Genomic DNA, 22,848 nt, shown 5'->3' with positions numbered 1-22,848 from the left:
TGTTGCCCACACCCGTCTCCGTCCCGCCCCTGGTCGACGCCGCATGGGTGCGGAGCCACCCGGAGGCCGTGCCGGCGGACGTGCGCTGGTATCTGGACGGCCGCAGCGGTCGCGACGCCTACCTCCGGGGTCACCTCCCGGGCGCCGTCTGGGTCGACGTGGACACCGCGCTGTCCGGCCCGCCCACCCGGACCGGGGGCCGGCATCCCATCCCGTCCGCCGAGGACTTCGCCCGCGCGCTCGGCGCCCTCGGCATCGGCGAGGACGACGTCGTCGTCGCCTACGACGACAACGGCGGCTCCTACGCCGCGCGGCTGGTGTGGCTGCTGCGCCGCCTCGGTTTCCCAGCGGCCCTGCTCGACGGCGGCCTGACCGGGTGGACCCCGCTGGAGCGCGGCGAGGTGGTCCGGCCCCCGGTCACCCGGAAGGCTCTGCCGTGGCCGGAGGGGATGTTCCTGTCCGCCGCTCAGGTGGAGCGCATGGCCTTCTCCGGGTCCGGGGTGGTGCTCGACGCCCGGGCGCCGGGCCGCTACGCGGGCGTCGACGTGCTGCCCGGCGAGCCCCGCGCGGGCCACATCCCCGGCGCGGTCAGCGCTCCCTGGGCGGGGAACCTGACGGCGGACGGCGTCTTCCTGCCGCCGGAGCGCCTTCGGCTGCGCTACCGGGAGCTCGGCGTGGACGGCGACACCGAGGTGGCCGTCTACTGCGGCAGCGGCGTGACCGCCTGCCATGACCTGCTGGCGCTCGAGCTCATCGGCGCCGGCGCGGCAGCGCTTTACCCGGGCTCCTGGTCCGCCTGGTCGGCGGACCCGCAGCGGCCCGTCGTACGGGGGGACCGGCCGTGGCCCCACGACCAGGAGGAGGCACGGGCATGAGTGCGCGCAACCGGCTGCGCTTCGGCGCGGGAGGGGCCGTCGGCGGCCTGTCGGCCGGGCAGACGCTCGACCTCGCGCAGAGCGCGGACGAGCTGGGCTACGACCTGTTCACCCTGAGCGACCACCTGCACGGCGAGCGCCCCAGCCTGGAGCCGCTGACCGCGCTGTCCTGGATCGCCGCCCGCACCAGGACCATCGAGGTCGGCACCAACGTGCTCGGGCTGCCCTACCGCGAGCCCCCCGTCGTGGCCAAGACCGCCGAGACGGTCGACCGGCTGTCGGGCGGGCGGCTCGTCCTCGGCCTCGGAGGCGGCGGCTTCGACCACGAGTTCGCCGCGTTCGGGCTCGCCGGGCGCAGTCCGGGACAGAAGGTCGCGGCGTTGCGCGAGGCGATCGAGATCATCCGCGGGCTGTGGACGGGGGAGCCGGTCTCGTTCCAGGGCGACCACTACACGGTCCGGGACGCGGTCATCGCGCCGGCTCCCCGGCGGCCCATCCCGATCTGGCTCGGCTCCTACGGCCCGCGCTCGCTGGCGCTCACCGGGGAGCTGGCCGACGGCTGGCTGCCCTCGCTCGGGCGGATCTCCCTGGCCCAGGCCGTCGCCATGCGCCGCGCCGTACGCCGGGCGGCGCGGGACGCCGGGCGCGACCCCGACTCGATCACGTGCGCCTGCAACGTCCGGGTCCTCGTCGATCCCTCCAGGCCGCCGACCCCGGAGTTCGTCACCGGCGGCGTCCCCGCGGTGGTGGACCAGCTCACCGGCATCGTCGCGGCGGGCTTCACCACCCTGCTGCTCGCCCTGCCGACCGTGCGTGAGCAGGAGTTATTCGCCCGGGAGATCATCCCGCAGGTGCGCGAGCGGGCCGCGAAGCTCGACCCCGAGCTCGTCGGCTCCGACCGCACCGGCGCCGAGACGGCGCCCGGGGAGGGCCGCACGACGTAGGAGATCGTGCCGGCGTGAGCGGAGGCGGCCGGCGTGCCCGTGCGGGGCACGCCGGCCTTTCGCATGCCGGCCGCATCGAGGTCCCCGACGTCGAGATCGTCTCGATACGCGAGACATGGTTGCTAAACCGACAAAGCATGTAGGAAATTATGGGTATGTCCGGATCTGTCGCCCTGACTGTCCGCCGCGTGGTCGACTACATGCGCGTGACCAGCAACCGCTGTCGCTGACGGCCGTCGCGTCACCGCACCGCACCACCGCGGCGTCCGGCAGCCGCATGTCCCGGCCGGGCCGATCCCATCCGGCTCCCGGCACGCTTCCCCACCCCCAACGAGGCTTCGCGCCCGCCGACACGTCCCGACGACGACGTCCGGACGCCGCCGGGCCGACCTCGACCGTTCCGCCCTGCCCTGCGGCTTCCGCCTGATCGGGGCGACCACTACTCCGTGACACCGGAGAGGCCCGGGCCGTACACGGCTGCCCGGCCTCCGACACGAAAGATGGCACATGTCTGGTTCTACGTCTTCGCTTCGGCATGCGACCGCGGACATCGAGGAGCTGCGCGAGCGGTTCCGCCCGGTCTTCGAGAAGATCGCCGAGGGCAACCTGGAGCGCGAGAAGGGGCGGATCTTCCCGCACGAGCAGGTCAGATGGCTGATCGACGCGCGCTTCGGCGCCGTCCGCATCCCCAGAGAGCTGGGCGGGTTCGGCGCGTCGCTGTGGCAGACCTTCGACCTGCTGCGTGAGCTCGGCGCCGCCGACCCGAACGTCGCCCATGTGTGGCGCAACCACCTGGCGTTCGCCGAGGACCGGCTGAACGCCCCGCGTTCGACGGCGACGGACGCCTGGATCGAGAGGTTCCTCGACGGCGAGTTCGTCGGCGGCGGGTGGACCGAGGCCAACAACGGGACGTACGCCAACATCCAGACGAAGCTCGTCCCCGAGGACGACCACTGGCTCCTGACCGGGGCGAAGTACTACGCGACCGGCAGCCTGTACGCCGACTGGCTGGACGTGCTCGCCGTCAACCCCGACGGGGTGCCCACCACGGCGCTCGTGAAGGCGGACCAGCCCGGTGTGAGCCTGGTGGACGACTGGAGGGGATTCGGCCAGAAGACCACGGCGAGCGGCAGCGCGAACTACTCGCGGGCCCGGGTGGAGAGCGACCACCTCTTCCCCGCCACCGATCGTTTCGCCTACCAGGGGCTCTTCTACCAGACCGCGCTGCTGGCGATCCTCGCCGGCATCACGCAGGCGACGCTGCGCGACGGCATCGCGGCGCTGAAGGCGCGTAAGCGCAACTACGGGCACGGCCTCGCCCCGAGCGCCGCTGACGACCCCCAGTTGCTGCAGGTCGTCGGCAAGGTGTCCGCCGACGCGTTCGGCGCGCAGGCCGCGCTGTCGGCCTCGACCGCCACGCTTGACGAGATCGCCCACGCCCGCATCGCCGGCGACGAGAAGGCGGTGAAGCGGGCGCTTCTCGACGGGAACGTCGCCACCACGCGCGCCCAACTGGTGATCATCGAGGCGGCGCTGCGGGCCACGACCATCGTGTTCGACGCCCTGGGCTCCTCCGGTGTCTCCGAGGACCTGCTGCTCGACCGGCACTGGCGCAACGCCCGCACCCTCGCCTCGCACAACCCGCGCGTCTACAAGGAACGCATCCTGGGCGACTGGCACGTGAACGACGCCGACCCGGCCAAGGTCTACGCGATCTCCGCCGGTCAGAGCGAGTAGACGAAAGGGTCATCGATGTCCGACGTACGCACGGGTCACGTCATCCTCGGGGTCAACGTCCTGGTGCTGGGCTACCTGCCGGCCGCATGGCAGTCAGACCTCCTCAACAAGGACTCCTTCGTCGACGGCGACTACTGGAAGACGATCGGCCGGGTGGCCGAGCGGGCCACCCTGGACGCCGTCTTCCTGGCCGACGCGCCGGCGCTCGGGAACCCGTCCTACGACGCCAACGCCGGCCGTCTGGAGCCGACGGTCAACTGGAGTCACGTCGCCGCGGCGACCGAGCGCGTCGGCCTGATCGCCACCGCATCGACCACCCTGAACGATCCCTTCGACCTGGCCCAGCGCCTGCTGTCCCTCGACTACCTGTCCGGCGGGCGGGCCGGATGGAACATCGTCACGACGCGTGACGCGTCGGCCGCCCGCAACTTCGGCCTCCCGGAGATCCCCGCGCGTGACGACAGGTACGACCGGGCGGCGGAGTTCGTCGACCTCGTCCTCGCGCTGTGGGAGTCGGCGCGGACCGGCGAGGAGGTACGCCACCACGGCGAGTTCTTCGACCTCGAGGGACGGCTCCGGGTGCCCCCGTCCAAGCAGGGCCACCCGGTGCTGCTCCAGGCCGGCGGCTCGCCCAAGGGGCGGGCGCTCGCCGGCAGGCGGGCCGAAGGGGTGTTCGCCGCCGAGCTCACCAAGGAGGGGGCGATCACGCACTACCGCGAGGTGAAGCGGCACGCCGCCGACGCGGGCCGCTCGCCCGACTCCGTCAAGATCCTCCCCGGGCTCCTGCTCAGCCTCGGCAGCACGGAGGAGGAGGCCAGGCGCCGCAGCGACGAGCTCCACGACCTCGGCCCGGCGTCCTACTCGGTCCAGTGGCTCTCGCAGGCGATCGGATACGACGTCTCGCGGCTCGACCTCGACGCGAAGTTCCCCGAGGAGGTCCTCGCCGCGATCGTCGATCCCGCCTCCTCGGGAGGCAGCATCGGCTTCCGGCAGTCCATCCACGAGCAGATCCGCGCGACCGATCCGACCGTACGCGAGTACCTGCGGCAGACCAGGTACACCGGGTCGGGGCACAGCGGGTTCGTCGGCACGCCCGAGCAGCTCGTGGACCACATCGAGGACTGGTATCGGTCGGGCGCGGTCGACGGGTTCAACCTCCAGCCCGACGTCCTCGCCGACGGCCTCGAAGTGATCGCCGACGAAGTCGTCCCGCTCCTGCGCAAGCGCGGCCTCTTCCGGCACGAATACACGACCGACACTCTCCGCGGGCATTTCCGGGCCGCCTCGGCCTGAGCCCCGCCGGCACTCGACCACATCGGCACATCACCAGAAAGACCCGCACATGGGTGACAGCACCACCACCGAAACTTCCACCTACCTGGCCATCGGGCTCGGGGGAGACCACCTGGCCGCGTTGATCGCGGATCCCCGGCAGGCCTCCCTGCTCGACGGCACGGGGGCGGCGTTCGTCGTCGCCGGCATCGACAGGATCGACGGCTCGGCGCCCGCCGGCGCGACCGTGGAGCCCACGGTCGCCGCCGCGTTCCTCGCGACGCACGCGCCGGGAACGGCGTTCCTGGCGGCGGCCGCCCCGCACCGGGACCACCCGTACAACCTGGCGCGCCGGGTCGCCTCCCTCGACCACCTGTCCGGAGGCAGGTCCGGACTGATCCTCGGCGTCCGCGACGGCTACGCCCCGGGGGACACGGCCTGGGGAGGCGCCGGGCTCACCGAGGGCGCGCCCCTGGGCGTCGGCACCACCCGCGACGTGGCCGTCGCCGTGCAGAAGCTCTGGCAGAGCTGGCCGCAGGAGTCGATCGTCGCCGACCGCGAGAGCCGCATCTTCGCGCGGGCCGAGCAGATCGTGCACGTCGACCATCGAGGGGTGTTCGACGTCGCCGGGCCGCTCACCGTGCCGTCCACCGCGCAGGGCTCTCCCGTCCTGGCCTGGTACGCGGACTCCGTTCCCGCGGTGGCGGCGGCGGGGGAGGTGGCCGACCTGGTCGTGCTCGCCGGCGACGCCCCCGAGCCGCCCGGCCCGGACCTGATCAACCAGGCCGTCGCCGCGCTCGACACGGCCCCGTCGTCCCGGTTCGCCGCCGACGGCCGTCGTCCGCTGCTGTTCGTCCAGGTGGCCGTCACCCGCGGGCGCGACGTCGCCGACGTCGTCGCGCAGGCCGAGTCGGTGGCCGCCCGTCCGGGAGTGGACGGCATCCTCCTGCGGCCGGACGCGAGCGTGGACGCCGTGGTCGTCGGCGACATCGTCCCGCGCCTCGCCGCGCTGGGGGTCGTACGCGCAGCGGAGGGGCCGACGCTGCGCGACCGTCTGGCCCTGCCGAAGCCCGCCCGTCTTCTCGCCGGCGCCCGTCCGGTCTTCCCGGCCCCGGAGCCCCAGCCCGCGCTCTAGCCGGTGCTCGAAAGGAACGTCATGAAATTCGTCAAGCACGCCAGATCGGCTGTTGTGGGCGCGGTCGCACTCCTGACCGCACTGGCTCTGGCGGCCTGCGGCGGCGGCGCGAACGGCGGAACCGCCGCGGGAGGGCCGCAGGGAAGCGGGACGCCCACGGCGGGCGGCACGCTCGTGAGCGGCCTCTATCTCGAACCTCTCGCCCTCGACCCCCACCGGCAGGGCTACTGGGAGACCTACCGGGTGTCGAGCAACATCTTCGAGGGCCTGGTCAAGGAGGACCTGTCCGACTCGAAGGGGCCGACGAAGCTCCTCCCGGCCCTCGCCACGGACTGGAAGGCGTCCGACGGCGGCAAGAAGTGGACCTTCACTCTGCGCGGCGGCGTGAAGTTCCACGACGGCTCCGACTTCACGGCGGAGTCCGTGGACAAGAACGTGCGCCGGATCTCCGATCCCGCGTACAAGTTCTACGACAAGACGAGCGCGGCCAGGCTCGCGGCCTGGTTCGGCGACCTCGTGAAGGGCCGGGTCGTCGACGACCACACCTACGAGTTCGAGTTCTCCAAACCCTTCCTCGGGTTGCCGAGGATTCTCGCCCAGTCGATGAGCACCCTCACCATCGGCAATCCGGGGACCTGGGAGAAGTACGGCAACGACGGATTCGCCGACCACCCCAGCGGCACCGGGCCGTACACGTTCGTCTCCCGGACGATCGGGGACCGGATCGTGCTGAAGAGGAACCCGAACTACTGGGGCCCCAAGCCCTACCTGGACGAGCTCGTCTTCCGCGTCATCCCGAACAACCAGACGCGCCTGGCGACGCTGCTCAGCGGCGAGGCCGACATCATCAGCTACGTCCAGCCCGAGGACGTGAGCACGCTGGAGTCCCGCGGATTCCAGGTGCCGGAGGGGCATGGCGCCGCCTTCCTCTACTTCACGTTCAACTTCAAGAACAAGGCCTTCCAGGACAAGCGCGTACGGCAGGCGGTCATCCAGGGCATCGACCGCGACAAGCTCGCGAAGGAGGTCTACAACGGCAACGCGATCCCGCTGCACTCCCTGCAGCCGCCGGGCAACGAGGCCTACGACCCGGACGCGCGTGACTTCGACTACGACCCCGAGGCGGCCAAGGCCCTGCTGAAGGAGGCCGGCTACGGCGAGGGCGGGCTGAGCTTCACCGTCGTCGCCGACGTCGCCAACCAGAACCTGGCCGAGTGGCTGCAGAGCCGGCTCAAGGGCATCGGGGTGAACGTCAAGGTCGTCACCCTCGACCGCCCGAGCTACGTGGCCCGCGCCTTCGGCAAGCCGGAGCCGGACGACGGCCTGAGCATCGACGAGTACGGCGGCAGCTACGCCGAATGGCTCTACCAGGTCTACTACACGAACATCGCGGTCAAGGGCCTCGTTCCGGCGGACTTCCCCGAGATCACCAAGGCCCTGGACAAGGCGCGGTACGCCACGGACCAGGACAAGCGGATCGAGCTGTGGAAGGAGGCCGACGAGAAGGCCCGCGAAGGCGCGATCGCCATTCCGGCGGTGTCGCTGACCCGGTATTACGCCCTGGGACCGAACGTGCGGGGCTTCGTCTACGCGGCCACCAACTGGTATGACCTGACCAAGGTCTGGCTGGCCGGCTGAGGCGCGATCACGGCGATGGGAACCGTCAAGCACATCCTGTGGCGATCGCTGAACATCGTCCCGGTGCTCCTCGTGGTGTCGGCCCTGACCTTCCTGGTCGGCCGGCTTACACCCGGGGACCCCATCGAGGCGCAGTTCGCGCGGGACCACACGCCGGAGCAGGTCGAGGCCATCCGCGCGTCGTACGGCCTCACCCTCCCCCTGTGGCAGCAGTACGTGAAGTGGGTGAAGGACCTGTTCACGGCGGGCGGCGGGATGTCGATCGCGCAGAACCAGCCGGTCTTCGACATCCTTCTGCCCAACTTCGCCAACACCCTGATCCTGACCGCGGCCGGCGTCGTGATCTGCGCCGTCCTGGGCGTGGTCATCGGCGTGGTCGCCGGGATCGGACACCGCGGCTTCCTGGACCGCTTCGCGATGCTGTTCGTCCAGACCGGCAGCAATCTGTCGGTCTACTGGTTCGGGCTGATCCTCATCTGGATCTTCTCCCTGCGGCTGGGCTGGCTCCCGGCGAGCGGCATGGAGTCGAGGAACGGCGGCGGCTTCGGCGACCTGCTGGCCCATCTGGTGCTGCCGGGCCTGTCGGCCGCGTTGATCTCGACGCTCGTGCTCGCCAGGTTCACCCGGCTCGGCATCATCCAGGAGTCGCACAGCGACTACGTCCGCACGTTCGCCTCCCAGGGGGTGCCGCGCCGGCGGCTCGTCGCCAAGCACATCGGGCGCAACATCCTCCCGGCCGTGGTGAACATCATCGGCCTGGAGATCGGCACCCTCATCACGGGCGTGATCTTCGTGGAGAGCGTGTTCAACTGGCCCGGCATCGGCACGCAACTCGTGAACGCGGTCAACGGGAAGGACTACCCGCTCATCCAGGGCGGCGTGATCCTCGTGGCGCTCTGCTATCTCCTGGTCAATCTGCTCACCGACATCACGGTGGACGCTCTCAACCCACGGCTGAGGAGGTAGGCCGGCAATGGTTCTCACGGCAACTCCCGGCACCCGGTCGCCGAACCCGCTCAAGGGGACGGCGCCGCGCCGGCGACGCTCCCGGCTGCGCGTGAACACGCAGGTGACGGTCGCGCTGCTCGTCATCACCGGCTTCGTCCTCGTCGGCCTGCTCGCCCCCGTGCTGGCGCCGTACGACCCCGACCTGGCGGACGGCGGCGTCAAATACCTGGGGGTCGGCGCGCCGGGGCATCTCCTGGGCACCGACGAGCTGGGCCGGGACATCCTCAGCCGGCTGATCTGGGGAGGGCGCACCTCGCTGGTCGTCGCGCTCGCGGCGTCGCTGTCGTCGACCGTCGCCGGCAGCGTGCTCGCACTCGTCGCCGGCTTCTCGGGCGACCGGGCCGCCGGCCTGATCATGCGGACGGTGGACGTCATGTTCGCCTTCCCGGTGATCATCATCGCGCTGGTCCTCGCGGTGATCCTCGGTCCCGGCACGCCCGTGGTCGTCCTGTCGATCGTGTTCTCCGCCGTTCCGTACGTCACCCGGGTGGTCTTCGCGGAGGTGAAGCTCCAGCGCGGCCGCGAGTACGTCGAGGCCGCGAGGTCGCTCGGCGCGGGGTTCTTCTCGATCCTGTTCCGCGAGGTGCTGCCGAACGTGCTCGCCCAGATCGTGGTGTACGGCACCGGCCTCGTCGGCGGGATGATCGTGTTCTCCTCCAGCCTCAGCGCGCTGGGCATCGGCGTGCAGCCGCCGACGGCGGACTGGGGCCGGATGATCTCCGAGGGCGCCAAGGTCATCATCAGCGGGAACGTGTACCCCGCGCTGCTGCCGGGGCTCGTGGTCCTCGTCGTGGCCCTGGCCTTCAACTGGCTCGGGGACGGCCTGCGCGACGTCTTCGACCCCCGCAGAAGGAGGGCAGGACGATGACCGGCGCACTGCTGAGCGTGCGGGATCTGTCGGTCCGGTTCGGCCGCGGACCGGCGGCCGAGCGTGTGGTGGACGAGGTCACCTTCGACGTCCGGCCCGGCGAGACGTTCGCGATCGTCGGAGAGTCCGGCGCCGGGAAGAGCCTGACGGCCTCGGCGATCCTGGGCCTGCTGCCGGACGACGCCGTGGTGACGTCGGGGTCGATCTCCCTCAACGGCGAGGAGGTGCTCACCGCCGCCCGGTCGTCGGTCACCAGGTTCCGGGGTTCGAAGATCGGCATGATCTTCCAGAATCCCCTCGCCTCCCTCGACCCGTCGTTCCGGATCGGCAACCAGCTGAAGGAGATCATCGGGCTGCACCGCCCGGCCGCGACGAAGCGGGAGCGGCACGAGATCGCCGAGACGTGGCTGCGCAACGTGGGGATCGGCGACGCGGCCCGGGTGCTGTCCGCCTACCCCCATGAGCTCAGCGGGGGAATGCGGCAGCGCGTGATGATCGCGCTCGCGAGCCTGTCCGGCCCGGCCCTGCTGATCGCGGACGAGCCGACCACCGCGCTCGACGCGGTCGTGCAGAAGCAGATCCTCGACCTGCTCACGAGCGTGACCGGAGGGACGGGCGGCTCGCTGCTGCTCATCACCCACGACTTCGGGGTGGTCTCGTACGCCGCCGACCGGGTTGCGGTGATGAAGGACGGCCGGATCGTCGAGCAGGACCGGCGCGACCGCGTGCTCACCGCACCGGGCGATGCCTACACCCGGTCGCTGATCCGGGCGGTCCCGGAGATCGGGGCACGGTTCCGGCTGGCCGAGCGCGGCCTGCCCCGTCGCCTCGGCCCGGGCGGGGACCGCCGCCCGGCGAGCGTGGACGGCGGAGACGGCACGGCGGTCACGGCCGCCGGGCCCCGCGACGATGACCGGGACGCCCGGCCCCCGCTGGTGACCCTGCGGAACGTGAGCAAGGAGTTCGTGGTCGGCGGCCTGGGCACCGGGCAGCGCAAGCGGCGCTTCAGGGCCGTCGGCGACGTGTCGCTGCACATCGAGCGGGGCGAGGTCTTCGGTCTCATCGGGGAGTCCGGCTCCGGCAAGTCGACGCTGTCGCGGCTGATCGGTGGCCTGCTGCGGGCGGACGCGGGTGAGATCGTCTTCGACGGCCGGGACATCGCGCGGCTGCCGAAGGCGGAGCTGCGGCGGCTGCGGCCGCGGTTCCAGTTCGTGTTCCAGGACGCGACGAGCTCCCTGAACCCTCGGGTGCCCGTCGGCGAGCAGATCAGCCGTCCGCTCCTGCGGTTCGGCAAGGCCGGCTCACGCGCCGCGGGCCGGGCCAGGGCCGCCGAGGCACTCGACCTCGTCGGGCTCCCGTCCTCCTACCTGCACCGGTATCCCCACGAGCTGTCCGGAGGGCAGCGGCAGCGGATCGGCATCGCCCGCGCGCTCGCGCTGGAGCCGGACCTGCTGATCCTCGACGAGCCGACGTCGGCGCTGGACGTGTCCACTCAGGCGAACATCCTCAACCTGCTGCTGGACCTGAGGGAAGAGCTCGATCTCACCTATCTGTTCATCGGCCACAACCTGGCGATCGTCGAGTTCCTGTGCGACCGCGTCGGGGTTCTGGAGCAGGGAGTCCTCCTCGAGACCTTCCGCGCCGGGGAGCTGTCCGCCGCGGGCCGTCACCCGGTGACCAGGGCGCTGCTCGACGCGGTGCTCCCGATGAGATTCACAGACGAGTCAGGCACACGCGGCCAGGCGGCCGCGGGAAAGGCGGACCCATGACCGAGACGTTGCATGGCCCGGCGGTGGACGGCGGGCTGTTCCGGCGGGCGCTGGCGGCGCACGCGGCCGGGGTGGTGATCATCACGGCGCAGAACGAGGGGGTCCCGGCGGGGCTGACGGCGACGTCGTTCTCATCGGTCAGCCTCGCGCCGCCGCTGGTCTCCTTCTACGTGGACCAGGGCTCCAGCACCTGGCCGTCGATGCGGTCGGCCGATCACTTCGCGGTGAACGTGCTGGCCGGCGACCAGGGCGAGCTGGCGGCCAGGTTCGCGCGCAAGGGCGCCGACCGGTTCGCCCCGCCCACCCGGTGGCGTCCCGGAGCGTTCGGGGCGCCTCTGCTCGCGGACGCGTCGGCGCACCTGATCTGCCGGCCGCACTCGGCGACCGACATCGGCGACCACGTGCTGGTGGTGGGCCTGGTCATCGAGGCGACGGTGCACGGCGCCGACGGTCCGCTGCTGTATCACCAGGGCCGGTTCGGCAGTTTCGTCCCGCACGACTGACCACAAGGTCTCTTGCGCCGAATGCCGGATTCTGGTAATTTCCTACTATGTCTGTAGGGAAAGTCTTGATTGTGCGGCACTATGTCGGCCTCGCTCGGCTCGCCGCCAGCCTCTGTCGCCAGTCCTGACCTCTCCCGCCCCCGCCGGGCGACGGCGCCCGGCGGCGCGTTCCCTACGCCCCCCTCGTGGCACCCCCGTCCTCGACGGCTGCCCGCACCTCTTGCCCCGTCTTTCGTCGCGGTGTGAGACCGCCCCGGCCGCTCGTCCCCCGCGCGAGCGCCGTGATCGCGCGCTGACCCGCGCCTTCACCCGCACCGTGCCCCCGAAGCGCGCCGGCTGTCCGCGTACGGCACGGCCGCCCCGCCTCCCCACGCACGACCGCAAGGAACTCCCATGAGTCTCATCGACCAGATACGCCCGCGTTCCGGCTCGGGCCGCCTCGAGGAATGGCGCGACGCGGCCCTCAAGGTGGCCGACCGGCTGCGCGCCGACGCCGCCGAACGCGACATCGCCGGCGCCGACCCGGTCGCCGAGGTCGACCTGCTGCGCAGGTCCGGCCTGCTCGCCGTCCACCTCCCCGAGGAGCTGGGCGGGGGCGGCGCGACCTACGAGGAGGTCCTCAGGATCGTGCGCGTCCTCGCCGCGGCCGACACCTCGATCGCCCAGCTCGCGGCCTTCCACTTCCTGGGCAGCCGGGCCGGGCTCGGCGGCGGGCGCGCGCTCGCCGAGCGCTGGGCGAAGGGCATCGTCGAGGAGGGCCGGTTCGTGGCGGCCGTCGCCCAGGCCGCGTACGAGCCGCTGGTCGTGGCCACCCCGGACGGCGACGGCTTCCTGCTGACCGGTTCCAAGCCGTTCACCAGCGGCGCGGCGGTGGCGGACACGCTGATCGTCTGGGTGCGGTTCGGCGAGGGCGCGGTGGTCGGCGGCGTGGACGTGTCGGGGCTCGTCGGCCGGTTCGCGGTCCGCTCGCCGGCCGAGGGCGTCGAGTTCCACGGCGACTGGGACAACATCGGCCAGCGGCTGACGGTCAGCGGCGGCACGACCCTCCGCGATGTGCGCGTGACGGCCGGCGACCTGCTCGGCTACACGCACCCGGACACCCCTCCGACGCCCCAGGAGACGCTCCAGGTCCCGCAGGGCCAGCTCGCCTACGGCAACCTCTACCTGGGCGCCGCCCTCGGCGCCCTGGAGGAGGCGCTGGAGTACACCCGGACCAGGTCCCGGCCGTGGCTCACCTCCGCCGCCGCCGCGGCGAGCGAGGATCCCCTCGTCGTCGAACGGTACGGCCGGCTGTGGGTCCTGGCCGAGTCGGCGGTGGCGCTCGCCGACAAGGCGGGGGAGCTGCTCCAGGCGGCGATCGACCGGGGCGGCGACCTCACCGAGGAGGAGCGCGGCCGGGCCGCCGTGGCCGCTTACCAGTCCAAGGTCCACTCGACCGAGGTGGCACTCGAGATCACCTCGCGGATCTTCGAGCTGACCGGGGCCCGCTCGACCGCCCGCGCGTACGGGCTGGACCGCTACTGGCGCAACGTCCGGACGCACACGCTGCACGACCCCGCCCACTACAAGCTGCTGGAAATCGGTCACTTCGCCCTCAACGGCCGGTCACCCGAGCCGACCTACTACTCGTGACGGCGCGGAACGGAACGACGGAGAAAATGAGTCACGACCCCAAGCGCCCCATCCGCATCCACTGGTATCTGCCCACCAACGGCGACAACCGCGACATCGTCGGCTCCGGCGACCGCTCGGAGAAGACGCTCGGCGCCGTCGCCGGCGGCTTCCGGGCGCCGAGCGTCGACTACCTCGGCCAGATCGCCCGGTCGGCGGAGCAGCTCGGCTACGAGGCCGTGCTCACCCCCACCGGTCTGTGGTGCGAGGACGCGTGGATCACCACGGCCGCGCTGACCCAGGTGACGAGACGGCTGAAGTTCCTGGTCGCGTTCCGGCCCGGGCTGGTCTCGCCCACCCTCGCCGCGCACCAGGCCGCCACGTTCCAGCGCGTCTCCGGCGGCCGTCTGCTGCTCAACGTCGTGACCGGCGGGGACTCCGCCGAGCAGCGGCGTTTCGGCGACCACCTGGACCACGACCAGCGCTACGCCCGCACCGACGAGTTCCTCGCGGTGCTGCGCGGGGTCACCGGCCTGCCGCCGGGCGAGACGTTCAGCTTCGCGGGCGAGCACTTCCAGATCGAGGACGCGCGCGTCGACACCGGGCCGTGGGGACGGCCGGAGATCTTTTTCGGCGGCGCGAGCCCGGCCGCGGAGCGGGTGGCGGCCCGGCAGGCCGACGTCTACCTCGCCTGGGGCGAACGGCCCGACCAGATCGCCGAGCGTCTCGAGCGGATGCGCGAACTCGCCGCGGCCGAGGGGCGCGAGCTGCGCTTCGGCATCCGGCTGCACGTCATCGGCAGGGACACCTCGGCGCAGGCGTGGGCGGAGGCCGACCGGCTGCTGTCCAGGATCACCCCCGAGCGGATCGCCGCGCTGCGGAAGGACTTCGCCACCAGCGAGTCGGTGGGCCAGCGGCGCATGTACGAACTCCACGGCGGCGACCCGGGCAGGCTCGAGGTCTATCCGAACCTGTGGGCCGGCTACGGCCTGGTGCGCGGCGGCGCGGGCACCGCCCTGGTCGGCAGTCACGAGGAGATCGCCGACCGCATCGAGGAGTATCACGCGCTCGGCCTGGACCACTTCATCCTCTCCGGCCAGCCCCACCTGGAGGAGGCGTACTGGTTCGCCGAGGGCGCCGGCGCCGTGCTCCGGTCCCGGGGACTGCTGGCGTCCCCGAACGCGGACGACCCCGCCCGCCCGACTTTGTGAAGAACTCCTGCGAAAGCTGAGAACGTGCGAAAGACAAGCACCGTGAAGAAGACGCCCCGCGAACGCCGGCCGCTCCTCTCCCTGCTCGCCGCGTCCGCGTGCGCCGCCCTGCTGACCGCCTGCGCCGGCCCGGTTCCACCGGAAAGCGGTGGCACGAACGGCGGCACGGCCGGCGCGAGCGACGCGGCGGGCGGCGGGGCCCCCGCCGCAGGCGGCACGCTGCGCATCGCGTCGCTGCAGTCCGACCTCGACGCGCTCGATCCCCTCACCGGTTACAGCACCGACTCCTGGGAGATCATCCGCGCGCTCACCCGCCAGCTCGTCACCTACCCGGGCAGCGCCAAGGACATCAAGGACGACACCACGCTGGTGCCCGACCTGGCGAAGTCGTGGGACGTGAGCAAGGACGGCAAGACCTACACCTTCCACCTGCGCGACGGCATCAGATACTCGGGCTCGTCCACCCGCGAGATCGTGGCCGCCGACTTCGTCTACGCGATCAAGCGGTTCTGCGACCCGAACAAGCAGGTCGCCGCCATCAACTACTTCCAGCTCGCCTTCTCCGGCTTCCGCGACTACTGCGAGAAGTTCGCCAAGGTGCCCCCGGGAGACCCGGCCAAATCGAAGGCGTTCATCGACAGCCACGACATCCCGGGCGTCTCCGCGCCCGACGACAAGACGCTGGTGCTGCGCTCGGACACGAAGAACTACGACTTCCTCAGCATCCTGTCGATGAACTTCGTGTCACCGCTGCCGGAGGAGGTCGCCGCCAAGTACGTCGGCGACTCGCTGGAGTTCCGCAAGAACTACCCCTCCAGCGGGCCCTACCAGATCGCCTCGTACGAGCCGGGACGCAGCCTGGTGCTGAAGAAGGTCCCCGGCTACGATCACGCGGGCGACCCGGCACGCAAGGCGTACGTCGACGAGATCGTCGTGGACTTCACCACCAACAGCGAGGACGCGGTGGTGCAGAAGATCCAGTCCGGCGACGCCGACCTGTCGCTCTACCTCGACGTGCCGCCGCTGTCCACGATCCAGCAGTACCAGGCGCAAAACAGCCCCTACCTGCACTCCTCCGACAGCGGGGCGGCCAACTTCATCACGATCAACGCCCGCCCGGAGGCGACCTCGCCCGGCGCCGAGGCGCTGCGCAAGCTCAAGGTGCGGCAGGCCCTGGCGTACGCCGTGAACAAGGCCAACCTCGTGCAGGCGCAGGGCGGCAAGATCGCGGCCAGGCCCCTGGGTCAGATCATCACCTCGACGATCCTGGGCCACCAGGACTTCGACCCGTACCCGACGCCGGGCGACGCCGGCGACCCCGCGAAGGCCAGGCAGTTGCTCGCCGAGGCCGGATACCCGAACGGGCTCAAGCTCGACGCCGTCTACCGCGTCAACGCGCAGTTCGAGACGATCGCCGTCACGCTCAAGGCCGACCTCGCGAAGGCCGGGATCGAGCTGAACCTCATCCCCGTCCCACCCGCCCAGTCCAGCGCGTACCTGCAGGACCCGAAGAGCCGCTGGGACGTGTTCCTGAGCGCGTCCTTCGCGCCCGACTGGCAGGGGCCGAGCACGCGGATGCTGCTCGGGGGCTGGCTCGACTCCGACGCCGCGCCCTGCGGCACCGGCAACGTCCACGCCATCTGCTACGACAACCCGGAGCTGAACAAGCTGGCGGCGAAGGCGTTCCCCTCCGACGACCCGGGGCCCATCTGGGCCGAGGCCGACAAGCTGGTCTCCGCCGACCTCCCGTGGATCCCGCTGTTCGAGAAGCGCAAGGTCGCGATCACCTCCGACCGGGTGCGCAACTGGACCTGGTCGTCGCTGGCGACCCAGGCCGACATCACCAACATCGCCGTCGCCCCGGCACGCTAGGGAGCCCGCCGTCATGGCCCTGTTCTCCGTGGAGAATCTGCGCGTCGCGTTCGGGCGGCGCGGACGGACGACCACCGCGGTCCGCGGCGTGTCGTTCGCCGTGGAGCCCGGCAGGACGCTGGCGCTGGTCGGCGAGTCAGGCTCCGGCAAGAGCGTCTCGCTGCTGGGCGCGACCGGGCTGCTGCCGAGCCGGGCCGACGTGCGGGGAAGCGCCCTGTTCCGCGGCGCGGACCTCACCCGGCTGTCCCCGGCCCGGTTGCGGGCGATCAGAGGCAGGCACATCGGGTTCGTCTTCCAGGACCCGCTGAGCAACCTGCACCCGCTCAAGACCGTCGGCGCCCAGATCGGCGAGGCCGTCACGGCCCACGAGCGGGTGGGGCGGGCGGCGCTGCGCCGGCGCGTGCTCGACCTGCTCGGCGAGGTGGGCATCAAGGACCCGGAACGCCGGATCGACGACCACCCCCACCAGTTCTCCGGGGGCATGCGCCAGCGCGCCATGATCGCCATGGCGATCGCGTTGAACCCGGAGCTGATCATCGCCGACGAGCCGACCACGGCGCTCGACGTCACCGTGCAGGCGTCGATCCTGAGACTGCTGCGGCGGCTCCAGGAGGCGCACGGTACTGCGCTGATCTTCGTCAGCCACGACCTGGCCGTGGTGTCCGACATCGCCGACGACGTCGTCGTCATGCGCGACGGCGAGGTGGTCGAGGCGGCGCCGGCGGCGGAGCTCTACGCCGCCCCCCGGCACGCGTACACGCGCGAGCTGCTCGGCGCGGCCCGGCACGGGCGGACGCTCGTACGGTCACCGGAGCCGCCCGCGCCCGAGCAGTCCGAGCCGCGGGCCGGGAGCGCGCCGCTGCTGCGGGCGAGCGCGCTGCACATGAGCTACCGCAGGCCCGGCCGCAGGGAGTCGTTCACGGCGCTCACCGACGTGTCGTTCGACCTGCGGGAACGCGAGATCGTCGGGATGGTGGGGGAGTCGGGGTCGGGGAAGTCCACGATCGGCAGGATCGTGGCGGGCCTGGCCCGGCCGACCGCGGGATCGGTGTCCTTGCGCGGCGAGGTCTACAACGCGCCCGGTGACGTGCGGCTCCCGAAGAGCCTCCGCCCGGCCATCCAGGTCGTGTTCCAGGACCCCTACGGGAGCCTCAACCCGCGGCGCACCGTCGCCGCAACGCTCGCCGAGCCCTTCGTCGTCAACACCGATCTGCCGGCCGCCGAGATCCGCGCCAGAGTCGAGGCGCTGGTGGCGCGGGTGGAACTGCCCCGGTCCGTGCTGCACCGGCTCCCGGCGCAGCTGTCGGGCGGGCAGCGGCAGCGCGTGGCCATCGCCCGCGCGGTCGCTCTTGAGCCCTCGGTCGTCGTGGCCGACGAGCCGGTCTCCGCGCTCGACATCACCACGCAGACGCAGATCGTCGCCCTCATCCGGCGGCTGCGCGCGGAGCTCGGGACGTCGTTCCTGTTCATCTCCCACGACCTGGGGGTGGTCGCCGACCTGTGCGAGCGGGTCGTCGTGCTCAACCAGGGCCGGGTGGTGGAGGAGGGCCCGGTCCACCGGGTGTTCGACGACCCCCGGGATTCATACACCCGGGAACTGCTCGACTCGATCCCGGGGCGGGTGGCCCGTGTTTAGGGAGACACAGCTTGATGTGCTCACCGCGGAGACGTACGCCGAGGAGGAGGCCGTACGCCGGTTCCCGGTGCTGCGGGCGATCCTCGCCGAGCGCTCCGCCAGGACCGGGCTGATCCTGGTCGGCCTGGTCGTGCTGGCGGCGCTGCTCGCCCCGGTCGCGGCGGCCCTCACCGGGCACGGCCCGGACCAGCAGTTCCGGTCGGAGGCCCTGGCCGAGAACGGGCTGCCGATCGGCCCGAGCGCGCACTTCCTGCTCGGCGCGGACGGAAACGGCCGCGACGTGCTGATCCGGACACTGTACGGCGCGCGAGTCTCCCTGCTGGTGGGGATTCCGGCGACCACCCTCGCCCTCGTCGCCGGCACGGCCGTCGGCCTGGTCGCCGGGTTCTTCCCGGGCAGGACCGACCGGCTGCTGTCCCTGGGCACCGACGTCGCGCTGTCGTTCCCGTTCGTCGTGACCGCGCTCAGCCTGGTCGCGCTCAACCGGGGCGGCGACGGAGAGCCCGTCGTCGATCCGGTGCTGCTCGTCGTGCTGGTGATTTCGCTGTTCGCCTGGACCTACTTCGCCCGGCTCACCCGCGGGCTCGTCGTCGTGCTGCGCAACCGGCCGTTCGTGGAGGCCGCGCTCTCGATCGGCGTGAGCCGCCGGCGCCTGATCGTGCGGGAGATCCTGCCCAACGTGCTTCCGGTGGTCGCGGTCTACTGGGCCGTCCAGCTTCCCGTGAACATCCTCGCCGAGGCGACCCTGTCGTTCCTCGGGGTCGGCGTCCAGGCGCCTACGGCGAGCTGGGGCAGCATGATCGCGGAGGCGCAGCGGTCGTCCCTCTACCAGGTGCAGCCGTGGTTCCTGCTCGGGCCCGGCATCGCCATGTTCGTCACCGTGCTGGGGTTCAACGCGATCGGCTCCGGCATCCGCAACGTCCTCGATCCCCAGGGGTAGCCGGCGATGAGAAGGCACATCGCGGGCCACGCGGCCCGCGCCCTCGCGACCCTGCTGGCCGTGCTGGTCATCACGTTCGCGATGACCCGGGTCGCCTACCGCAACCCCGCCGCGGTGCTCGCGCCCCGCAACGCCACCCAGGAGACCCTGGACGGCATCACCCGGGCGCTGCGCCTGGACGAGCCGTGGTATCTGCAGCTCTGGCACTACCTCTACCGGGGGCCGGACATCCAGGGCGCGCCGATGGGCCTGTTCAACTGGCCGCCCGCCCTCGGGTACTCGTTCCGGCAGCAGCGGCCGGTCACCGAGCTGATCCTGTCGAAGATCCCGGTGACGCTGTCGCTGGCGCTGGGCGCGCTCGTCATCTGGATGACGCTGTCGATCCTCTTCGGCGTGGCGGCGGCCAGGAGGCCGGACTCCTGGGTGGACCGGATCCTGTCCGCGTTGTCATACGCGGGCCTGTCCGTCCCGACGTTCCTGACCGGGATCCTGTCGTCCTACTTCCTGTACTTCACGCTCTCGACGTACGGCATCAGGTGGTTCCCGAGCAGCGGCTACGTCGGCATCACCGAGAATCCCTTCGAATGGGCCAGGCACCTCGCGCTGCCCTGGCTGACGATCGCCGTCGCCGAGATCGGGATCTTCCAGCGCGTCGTGCGGGCGAACATGCTCGACGTGCTCGGCTCCGACTACATCCGTACGGCGCGGGCCAAGGGCGTCACCGAGCGGAAGGTACATTTCGGCCACGCGCTCAGCGCGGCGCTGAACCCGATCATCACGCTCGGCGGGCTGGAACTGGCCGCGCTGATGGGCGGGGCCATCGTGACCGAGCAGATCTTCGGCCTCGACGGAGTCGGACGGCTCGCCGTCGAGGCGGCGGTCGGCGGGGACTTCCCCGTCGTCATCGGCACCACGATCCTCGCCGCCGCCGTCTTCGTGGTCTCGACGTTCGCCGTCGACGTCGTCACCCGCCTGCGCGACCCCGCCGCCCGCTGACCCCGTGAAGGAGAAGACATGACTTTCGACGTACGCGTGCTGAGCGGGGAGGACGAGCTGCTCGGGGCGTCGGCGACGTTCCGCACCGCCCTCCTCGGCCTGCCGCCCGTGCCGGCGGGAACCGACGTCACGCAGTTCTTCGAACCCGGCCGCACCCTCGGCGCCTTCGACGGGACCGAGCTCGTCGGCACCGCGGACTCCTACGCGAGCACGCTGGTCGTGCCGGGCGGCGCGCGGGTCCCGCACGCCGCGGTCACGCACGTGGGCGTGCTGCCCACGCACACCCGCAGGGGCATCGTGACGGCGCTGATGCGCCGCCAGCTCGCGGACGCCGCCGCGAGGGGTGAGATCGCGGCCACGCTGCGGGCCTCCGAGGCGGTCATCTACGAGCGCTTCGGGTACGGCATCGCGGGGTCGGCCGCCCGCCGGGAGGTGTTCCGGAGGCAGGCCGTGCTCCGCGCGACCGTGCCGCCCGGGGGCCGGGTCCGGCTGGCCGACCCCGCGTCCTCCTGGAAGACGCTCGCCCAGATCTACGAGTCCGCCGCGGCCTGGACCGGGGCGATCGGCCGGCCCGCCTCCTGGTGGCGGCAGCAGGAGCTGCGGCAGGCGGCGGACCCCGGCCCCGCCTACGTCGCCGTGCACGGGGAGGACGGAGCGGAGGACGGCTTCGTCCGCTACCACCCCGCCGACACGGCGGAGTGGTTCACCAGCCGGGACCGGGCGATCGTCGTCGACGATCTCGTCGCCGCCACACCGGACGCGTACGCCGGGCTGGTCCGGTGGCTGCTCGGCCTCGACCTCGTCGACCGGATCATCCTGCCGTTCACCGCCCCGGACGACCCGCTGCCGCTGCTGCTGACCGACGAGCGCGCCGTCCGCACGGTCTCCGTGCGCGACGAGACGTGGCTGCGCCTCGTCGACGTGCCCGCCGCACTGGCGCGGCGCGACTATCGGGGCCCCGGCTCGATCGTCCTGGCCGTCACCGACGACCTGCTGCCCGGCAACACCGGGACCTACCTGATCAGCGCCCGCGGGGCCGCCAGGACCGAGGAACGGGCCGATCTCTCCCGTGCCGACTTTGCTGGGGCCGATTCTTCCGGGGCCGATCTCTCCGTGGACGTCGCGACCCTGGCCGCCCTCTACCTGGGCGGTTCCCGCTGGTGGCAGCTCGCCAGGGCCGGACGGGTGACCGTCCACCGCGACGGTGCCCTGGAGACGGCCGAGGAGCTGTTCCACACGGACACATCGCCCTTCTCCGGCACCCTCTTCTGACGGCTGAGCTGCGGATATGACGGGTGTCACGGGTCAAGACACGACGCGCGGCACTTATCGCCACATCGGCCGATCCGTACCGTGAAGGTCATGACGAACACGCCTTCATCGCAGCGTACGGACTGGCGCATCTCCCTCCTCGGCGGCCTCAAGCGCCGCGGGCCGGGGCGGATGCCCGCGGACACCGTCGTCCTCACTCCCGTCGGCGGAGCCGACCTCGACCTGAGCGAGGCCGAGATCGCGCCGGTCACCTCGGTGACGAAGATCTCGATCGCGGGCGGCGTGCGGCTGCGGGTGCCCGCCGACGTCACGGTGGAGGTCGAGGGCTTCAGCCTGTTCGGCGGCCGCCACGTGGAGCCGGGAACGCCGAACCCTTCCGGCCGTGTCATCCGCGTGCGCAACTACGGCGTCTTCGGCGGCGTCGACGTCACCCGCGGCTGAGCCCTGCTTCTGTGGGGCTTCCGGCTGTGGGGCGTCCGGTTGCCGGGCGCGGGCTCAGGCGGGCCCGCCGTCCGCCAGGATGCGTTCCAGGGTGCGCCGGCCCATCCGGCTCATGGCCGGGTTGGTCTCGAGGTAGTACCAGACGAGCCCCATCGCCTGCGCGAAGGCCCATGCCTTGCCCCGCTCCCACTCGAGGTCGTCGCACTCCAGATCGAGGCGGAGCACCCGGCGAGGCCCGGCCTCCAGCAGGTGCCAGGCGCTCACGAGATCGAGTGCGGGATCAGCGGGCCCGAAGCCGCCGACGTCGAGAATCCCGGCCAGCCGGCCCCCGGACACGAGCACGTTGCCGGGGATGAGATCGCCGTGGTTCATCACGTCGGCCGCTTCGCGGGGCAGGGTCCGGAGGTCCTTCCACATCCGGCGCAGCCGGGGAACGTCCAGCAGTCCTTCACTGCGCTCGAAGCAGGTCTCCATCCACGCGTCGTGGGACCGGAGGTCGCCTCCCCTGCCGGTGCCGGCGAACGTACGGCCACGCGTGCCGATCGCGCGCAGGTCGGTGATGAGATCGGCGAGATCGTGGGCGAACGCGACCGACTCGCCCGGGTCCTCGTCGGTCGCCACGGCACCGGGCAGCCACGTCTGCACCGACCACGGAAGCGGATATCCCGCGCCGGGCTCACCGAGCGCGACCGGCTCGGGCGTGGGAAAGCGGGTGCTGCCCGCCAGTTCGCGGGCCGCCTCCGCTTCGGACTCCAGCCAGCGCCGCGTCGCGTCGACCGGCCCGGGCTGCAGGGGGAACCGGGCCGTGAAGTGATCGCCGACGCGGAAGATGGCGTTGACCGTCCCATGGGCGGCGATACCGGTGACGGGCAGGCCCCGCCACTGCGGAAACTGCTCGTCCACCAAGGCGCGCACCGTCTCCCGCGACACCGTCAGCTGACCTGAGTGCATCTTCACACCGCGAGCGTTCCGCGTCCCCGTCTTCTCACGCAACGTGTTTTGCGGCGATGCCGCCGCCTTGATCGAGCCGCAAGTGGAGTACAAGCGGTCCTCAAGCCGCATATCGCACGCTTTTGCCCGCAAACAACGAGATAGCGATTTCGCACTGTCAATGGAGATT

The 22,848-nt window shown here is 71.6% G+C and carries 19 protein-coding genes; 18 read left to right on the top strand and 1 reads right to left on the bottom strand.

The features are described 5' to 3' along the window. The first annotated feature begins 2 nt into the window (after nucleotides 1-2). From IL992_RS23175 to IL992_RS23090, 18 genes are all read left to right on the top strand, one after another. Nucleotides 3-875, top strand: coding sequence for a sulfurtransferase (locus tag IL992_RS23175; protein WP_193205462.1), 873 nt, complete (start codon nucleotides 3-5; stop codon nucleotides 873-875). Continuing rightward, nucleotides 872-1,819, top strand: coding sequence for an LLM class flavin-dependent oxidoreductase (locus tag IL992_RS23170; RefSeq protein ID WP_193205461.1), 948 nt, complete (start codon nucleotides 872-874; stop codon nucleotides 1,817-1,819). Before IL992_RS23175 ends, IL992_RS23170 begins: the two co-directional genes overlap by 4 nt. Nucleotides 1,820-2,326: 507 nt before the next feature. After that, nucleotides 2,327-3,556: an acyl-CoA dehydrogenase family protein gene (locus IL992_RS23165; protein ID WP_193205460.1), complete on the top strand. Its 1,230-nt coding sequence runs from the start codon at nucleotides 2,327-2,329 to the stop codon at nucleotides 3,554-3,556. Between the two features lie 15 nt (nucleotides 3,557-3,571). Further along, nucleotides 3,572-4,849 (top strand): NtaA/DmoA family FMN-dependent monooxygenase, encoded by a 1,278-nt coding sequence (locus tag IL992_RS23160; RefSeq protein ID WP_193205459.1) that lies wholly within the window; start codon nucleotides 3,572-3,574, stop codon nucleotides 4,847-4,849. A 49-nt stretch (nucleotides 4,850-4,898) separates the two neighbouring features. Further along, nucleotides 4,899-5,963, top strand: a complete 1,065-nt coding sequence (locus IL992_RS23155) for an LLM class flavin-dependent oxidoreductase (RefSeq protein WP_193205458.1) — start codon at nucleotides 4,899-4,901, stop codon at nucleotides 5,961-5,963. A 21-nt stretch (nucleotides 5,964-5,984) separates the two neighbouring features. Then, on the top strand, nucleotides 5,985-7,601 hold the full coding sequence (locus IL992_RS23150; protein ID WP_193205457.1) for an ABC transporter substrate-binding protein: 1,617 nt from the start codon (nucleotides 5,985-5,987) through the stop codon (nucleotides 7,599-7,601). A gap of 15 nt (nucleotides 7,602-7,616) precedes the next feature. Further along, nucleotides 7,617-8,567: an ABC transporter permease gene (locus tag IL992_RS23145; protein WP_193205456.1), complete on the top strand. Its 951-nt coding sequence runs from the start codon at nucleotides 7,617-7,619 to the stop codon at nucleotides 8,565-8,567. Nucleotides 8,568-8,574: 7 nt separating this feature from the next. Beyond that, the gene (locus tag IL992_RS23140) at nucleotides 8,575-9,477 is read left to right on the top strand and encodes an ABC transporter permease (protein ID WP_193205455.1); all 903 of its coding nucleotides are present in this window, start codon (nucleotides 8,575-8,577) and stop codon (nucleotides 9,475-9,477) included. Then, nucleotides 9,474-11,246 carry a dipeptide ABC transporter ATP-binding protein gene (locus tag IL992_RS23135; protein WP_193205454.1) on the top strand — a complete coding sequence of 591 codons (1,773 nt, stop codon included), beginning with the start codon at nucleotides 9,474-9,476 and terminating at the stop codon, nucleotides 11,244-11,246. Before IL992_RS23140 ends, IL992_RS23135 begins: the two co-directional genes overlap by 4 nt. After that, nucleotides 11,243-11,749: a flavin reductase family protein gene (locus IL992_RS23130; protein WP_193205453.1), complete on the top strand. Its 507-nt coding sequence runs from the start codon at nucleotides 11,243-11,245 to the stop codon at nucleotides 11,747-11,749. The genes IL992_RS23135 and IL992_RS23130 overlap by 4 nt, the downstream gene beginning before the upstream one ends. A gap of 393 nt (nucleotides 11,750-12,142) precedes the next feature. Then, nucleotides 12,143-13,381 (top strand): acyl-CoA dehydrogenase family protein, encoded by a 1,239-nt coding sequence (locus IL992_RS23125; RefSeq protein ID WP_193205452.1) that lies wholly within the window; start codon nucleotides 12,143-12,145, stop codon nucleotides 13,379-13,381. Nucleotides 13,382-13,407: 26 nt separating this feature from the next. Next, entirely contained in the window at nucleotides 13,408-14,571 is a 1,164-nt protein-coding gene (locus IL992_RS23120; protein ID WP_193205451.1) for an LLM class flavin-dependent oxidoreductase, read from the top strand. A 24-nt stretch (nucleotides 14,572-14,595) separates the two neighbouring features. Beyond that, on the top strand, nucleotides 14,596-16,443 hold the full coding sequence (locus IL992_RS23115) for an ABC transporter substrate-binding protein (protein ID WP_319018757.1): 1,848 nt from the start codon (nucleotides 14,596-14,598) through the stop codon (nucleotides 16,441-16,443). Between the two features lie 13 nt (nucleotides 16,444-16,456). Next, nucleotides 16,457-18,079: a dipeptide ABC transporter ATP-binding protein gene (locus IL992_RS23110; RefSeq protein WP_193205450.1), complete on the top strand. Its 1,623-nt coding sequence runs from the start codon at nucleotides 16,457-16,459 to the stop codon at nucleotides 18,077-18,079. Nucleotides 18,080-18,095: 16 nt separating this feature from the next. Next, on the top strand, nucleotides 18,096-19,019 hold the full coding sequence (locus tag IL992_RS23105) for an ABC transporter permease (protein ID WP_193205449.1): 924 nt from the start codon (nucleotides 18,096-18,098) through the stop codon (nucleotides 19,017-19,019). Nucleotides 19,020-19,025: 6 nt separating this feature from the next. Beyond that, a complete protein-coding gene (locus IL992_RS23100) occupies nucleotides 19,026-20,015 on the top strand; it encodes an ABC transporter permease (RefSeq protein ID WP_193205448.1) in 990 nt (329 codons plus the stop codon). Between the two features lie 18 nt (nucleotides 20,016-20,033). Next, nucleotides 20,034-21,287: a GNAT family N-acetyltransferase gene (locus IL992_RS23095; protein WP_193205447.1), complete on the top strand. Its 1,254-nt coding sequence runs from the start codon at nucleotides 20,034-20,036 to the stop codon at nucleotides 21,285-21,287. A 90-nt stretch (nucleotides 21,288-21,377) separates the two neighbouring features. Beyond that, nucleotides 21,378-21,728, top strand: a complete 351-nt coding sequence (locus IL992_RS23090) for a hypothetical protein (protein WP_193205446.1) — start codon at nucleotides 21,378-21,380, stop codon at nucleotides 21,726-21,728. Between the two features lie 54 nt (nucleotides 21,729-21,782). Here IL992_RS23090 and IL992_RS23085 read toward each other — a convergent pair whose 3' ends face one another. Beyond that, complete coding sequence (locus IL992_RS23085) at nucleotides 21,783-22,679, bottom strand: aminoglycoside phosphotransferase family protein (protein ID WP_193205543.1); 897 nt, start codon at nucleotides 22,677-22,679, stop codon at nucleotides 21,783-21,785. Nucleotides 22,680-22,848 lie beyond the last annotated feature (169 nt).

This window comes from Microbispora sitophila (genome assembly GCF_014892245.1).
In the GTDB taxonomy this organism is placed as follows: Bacteria; Actinomycetota; Actinomycetes; order Streptosporangiales; family Streptosporangiaceae; genus Microbispora; species Microbispora siamensis.
This window is presented reverse-complemented; position numbering and strand designations above follow the sequence as displayed.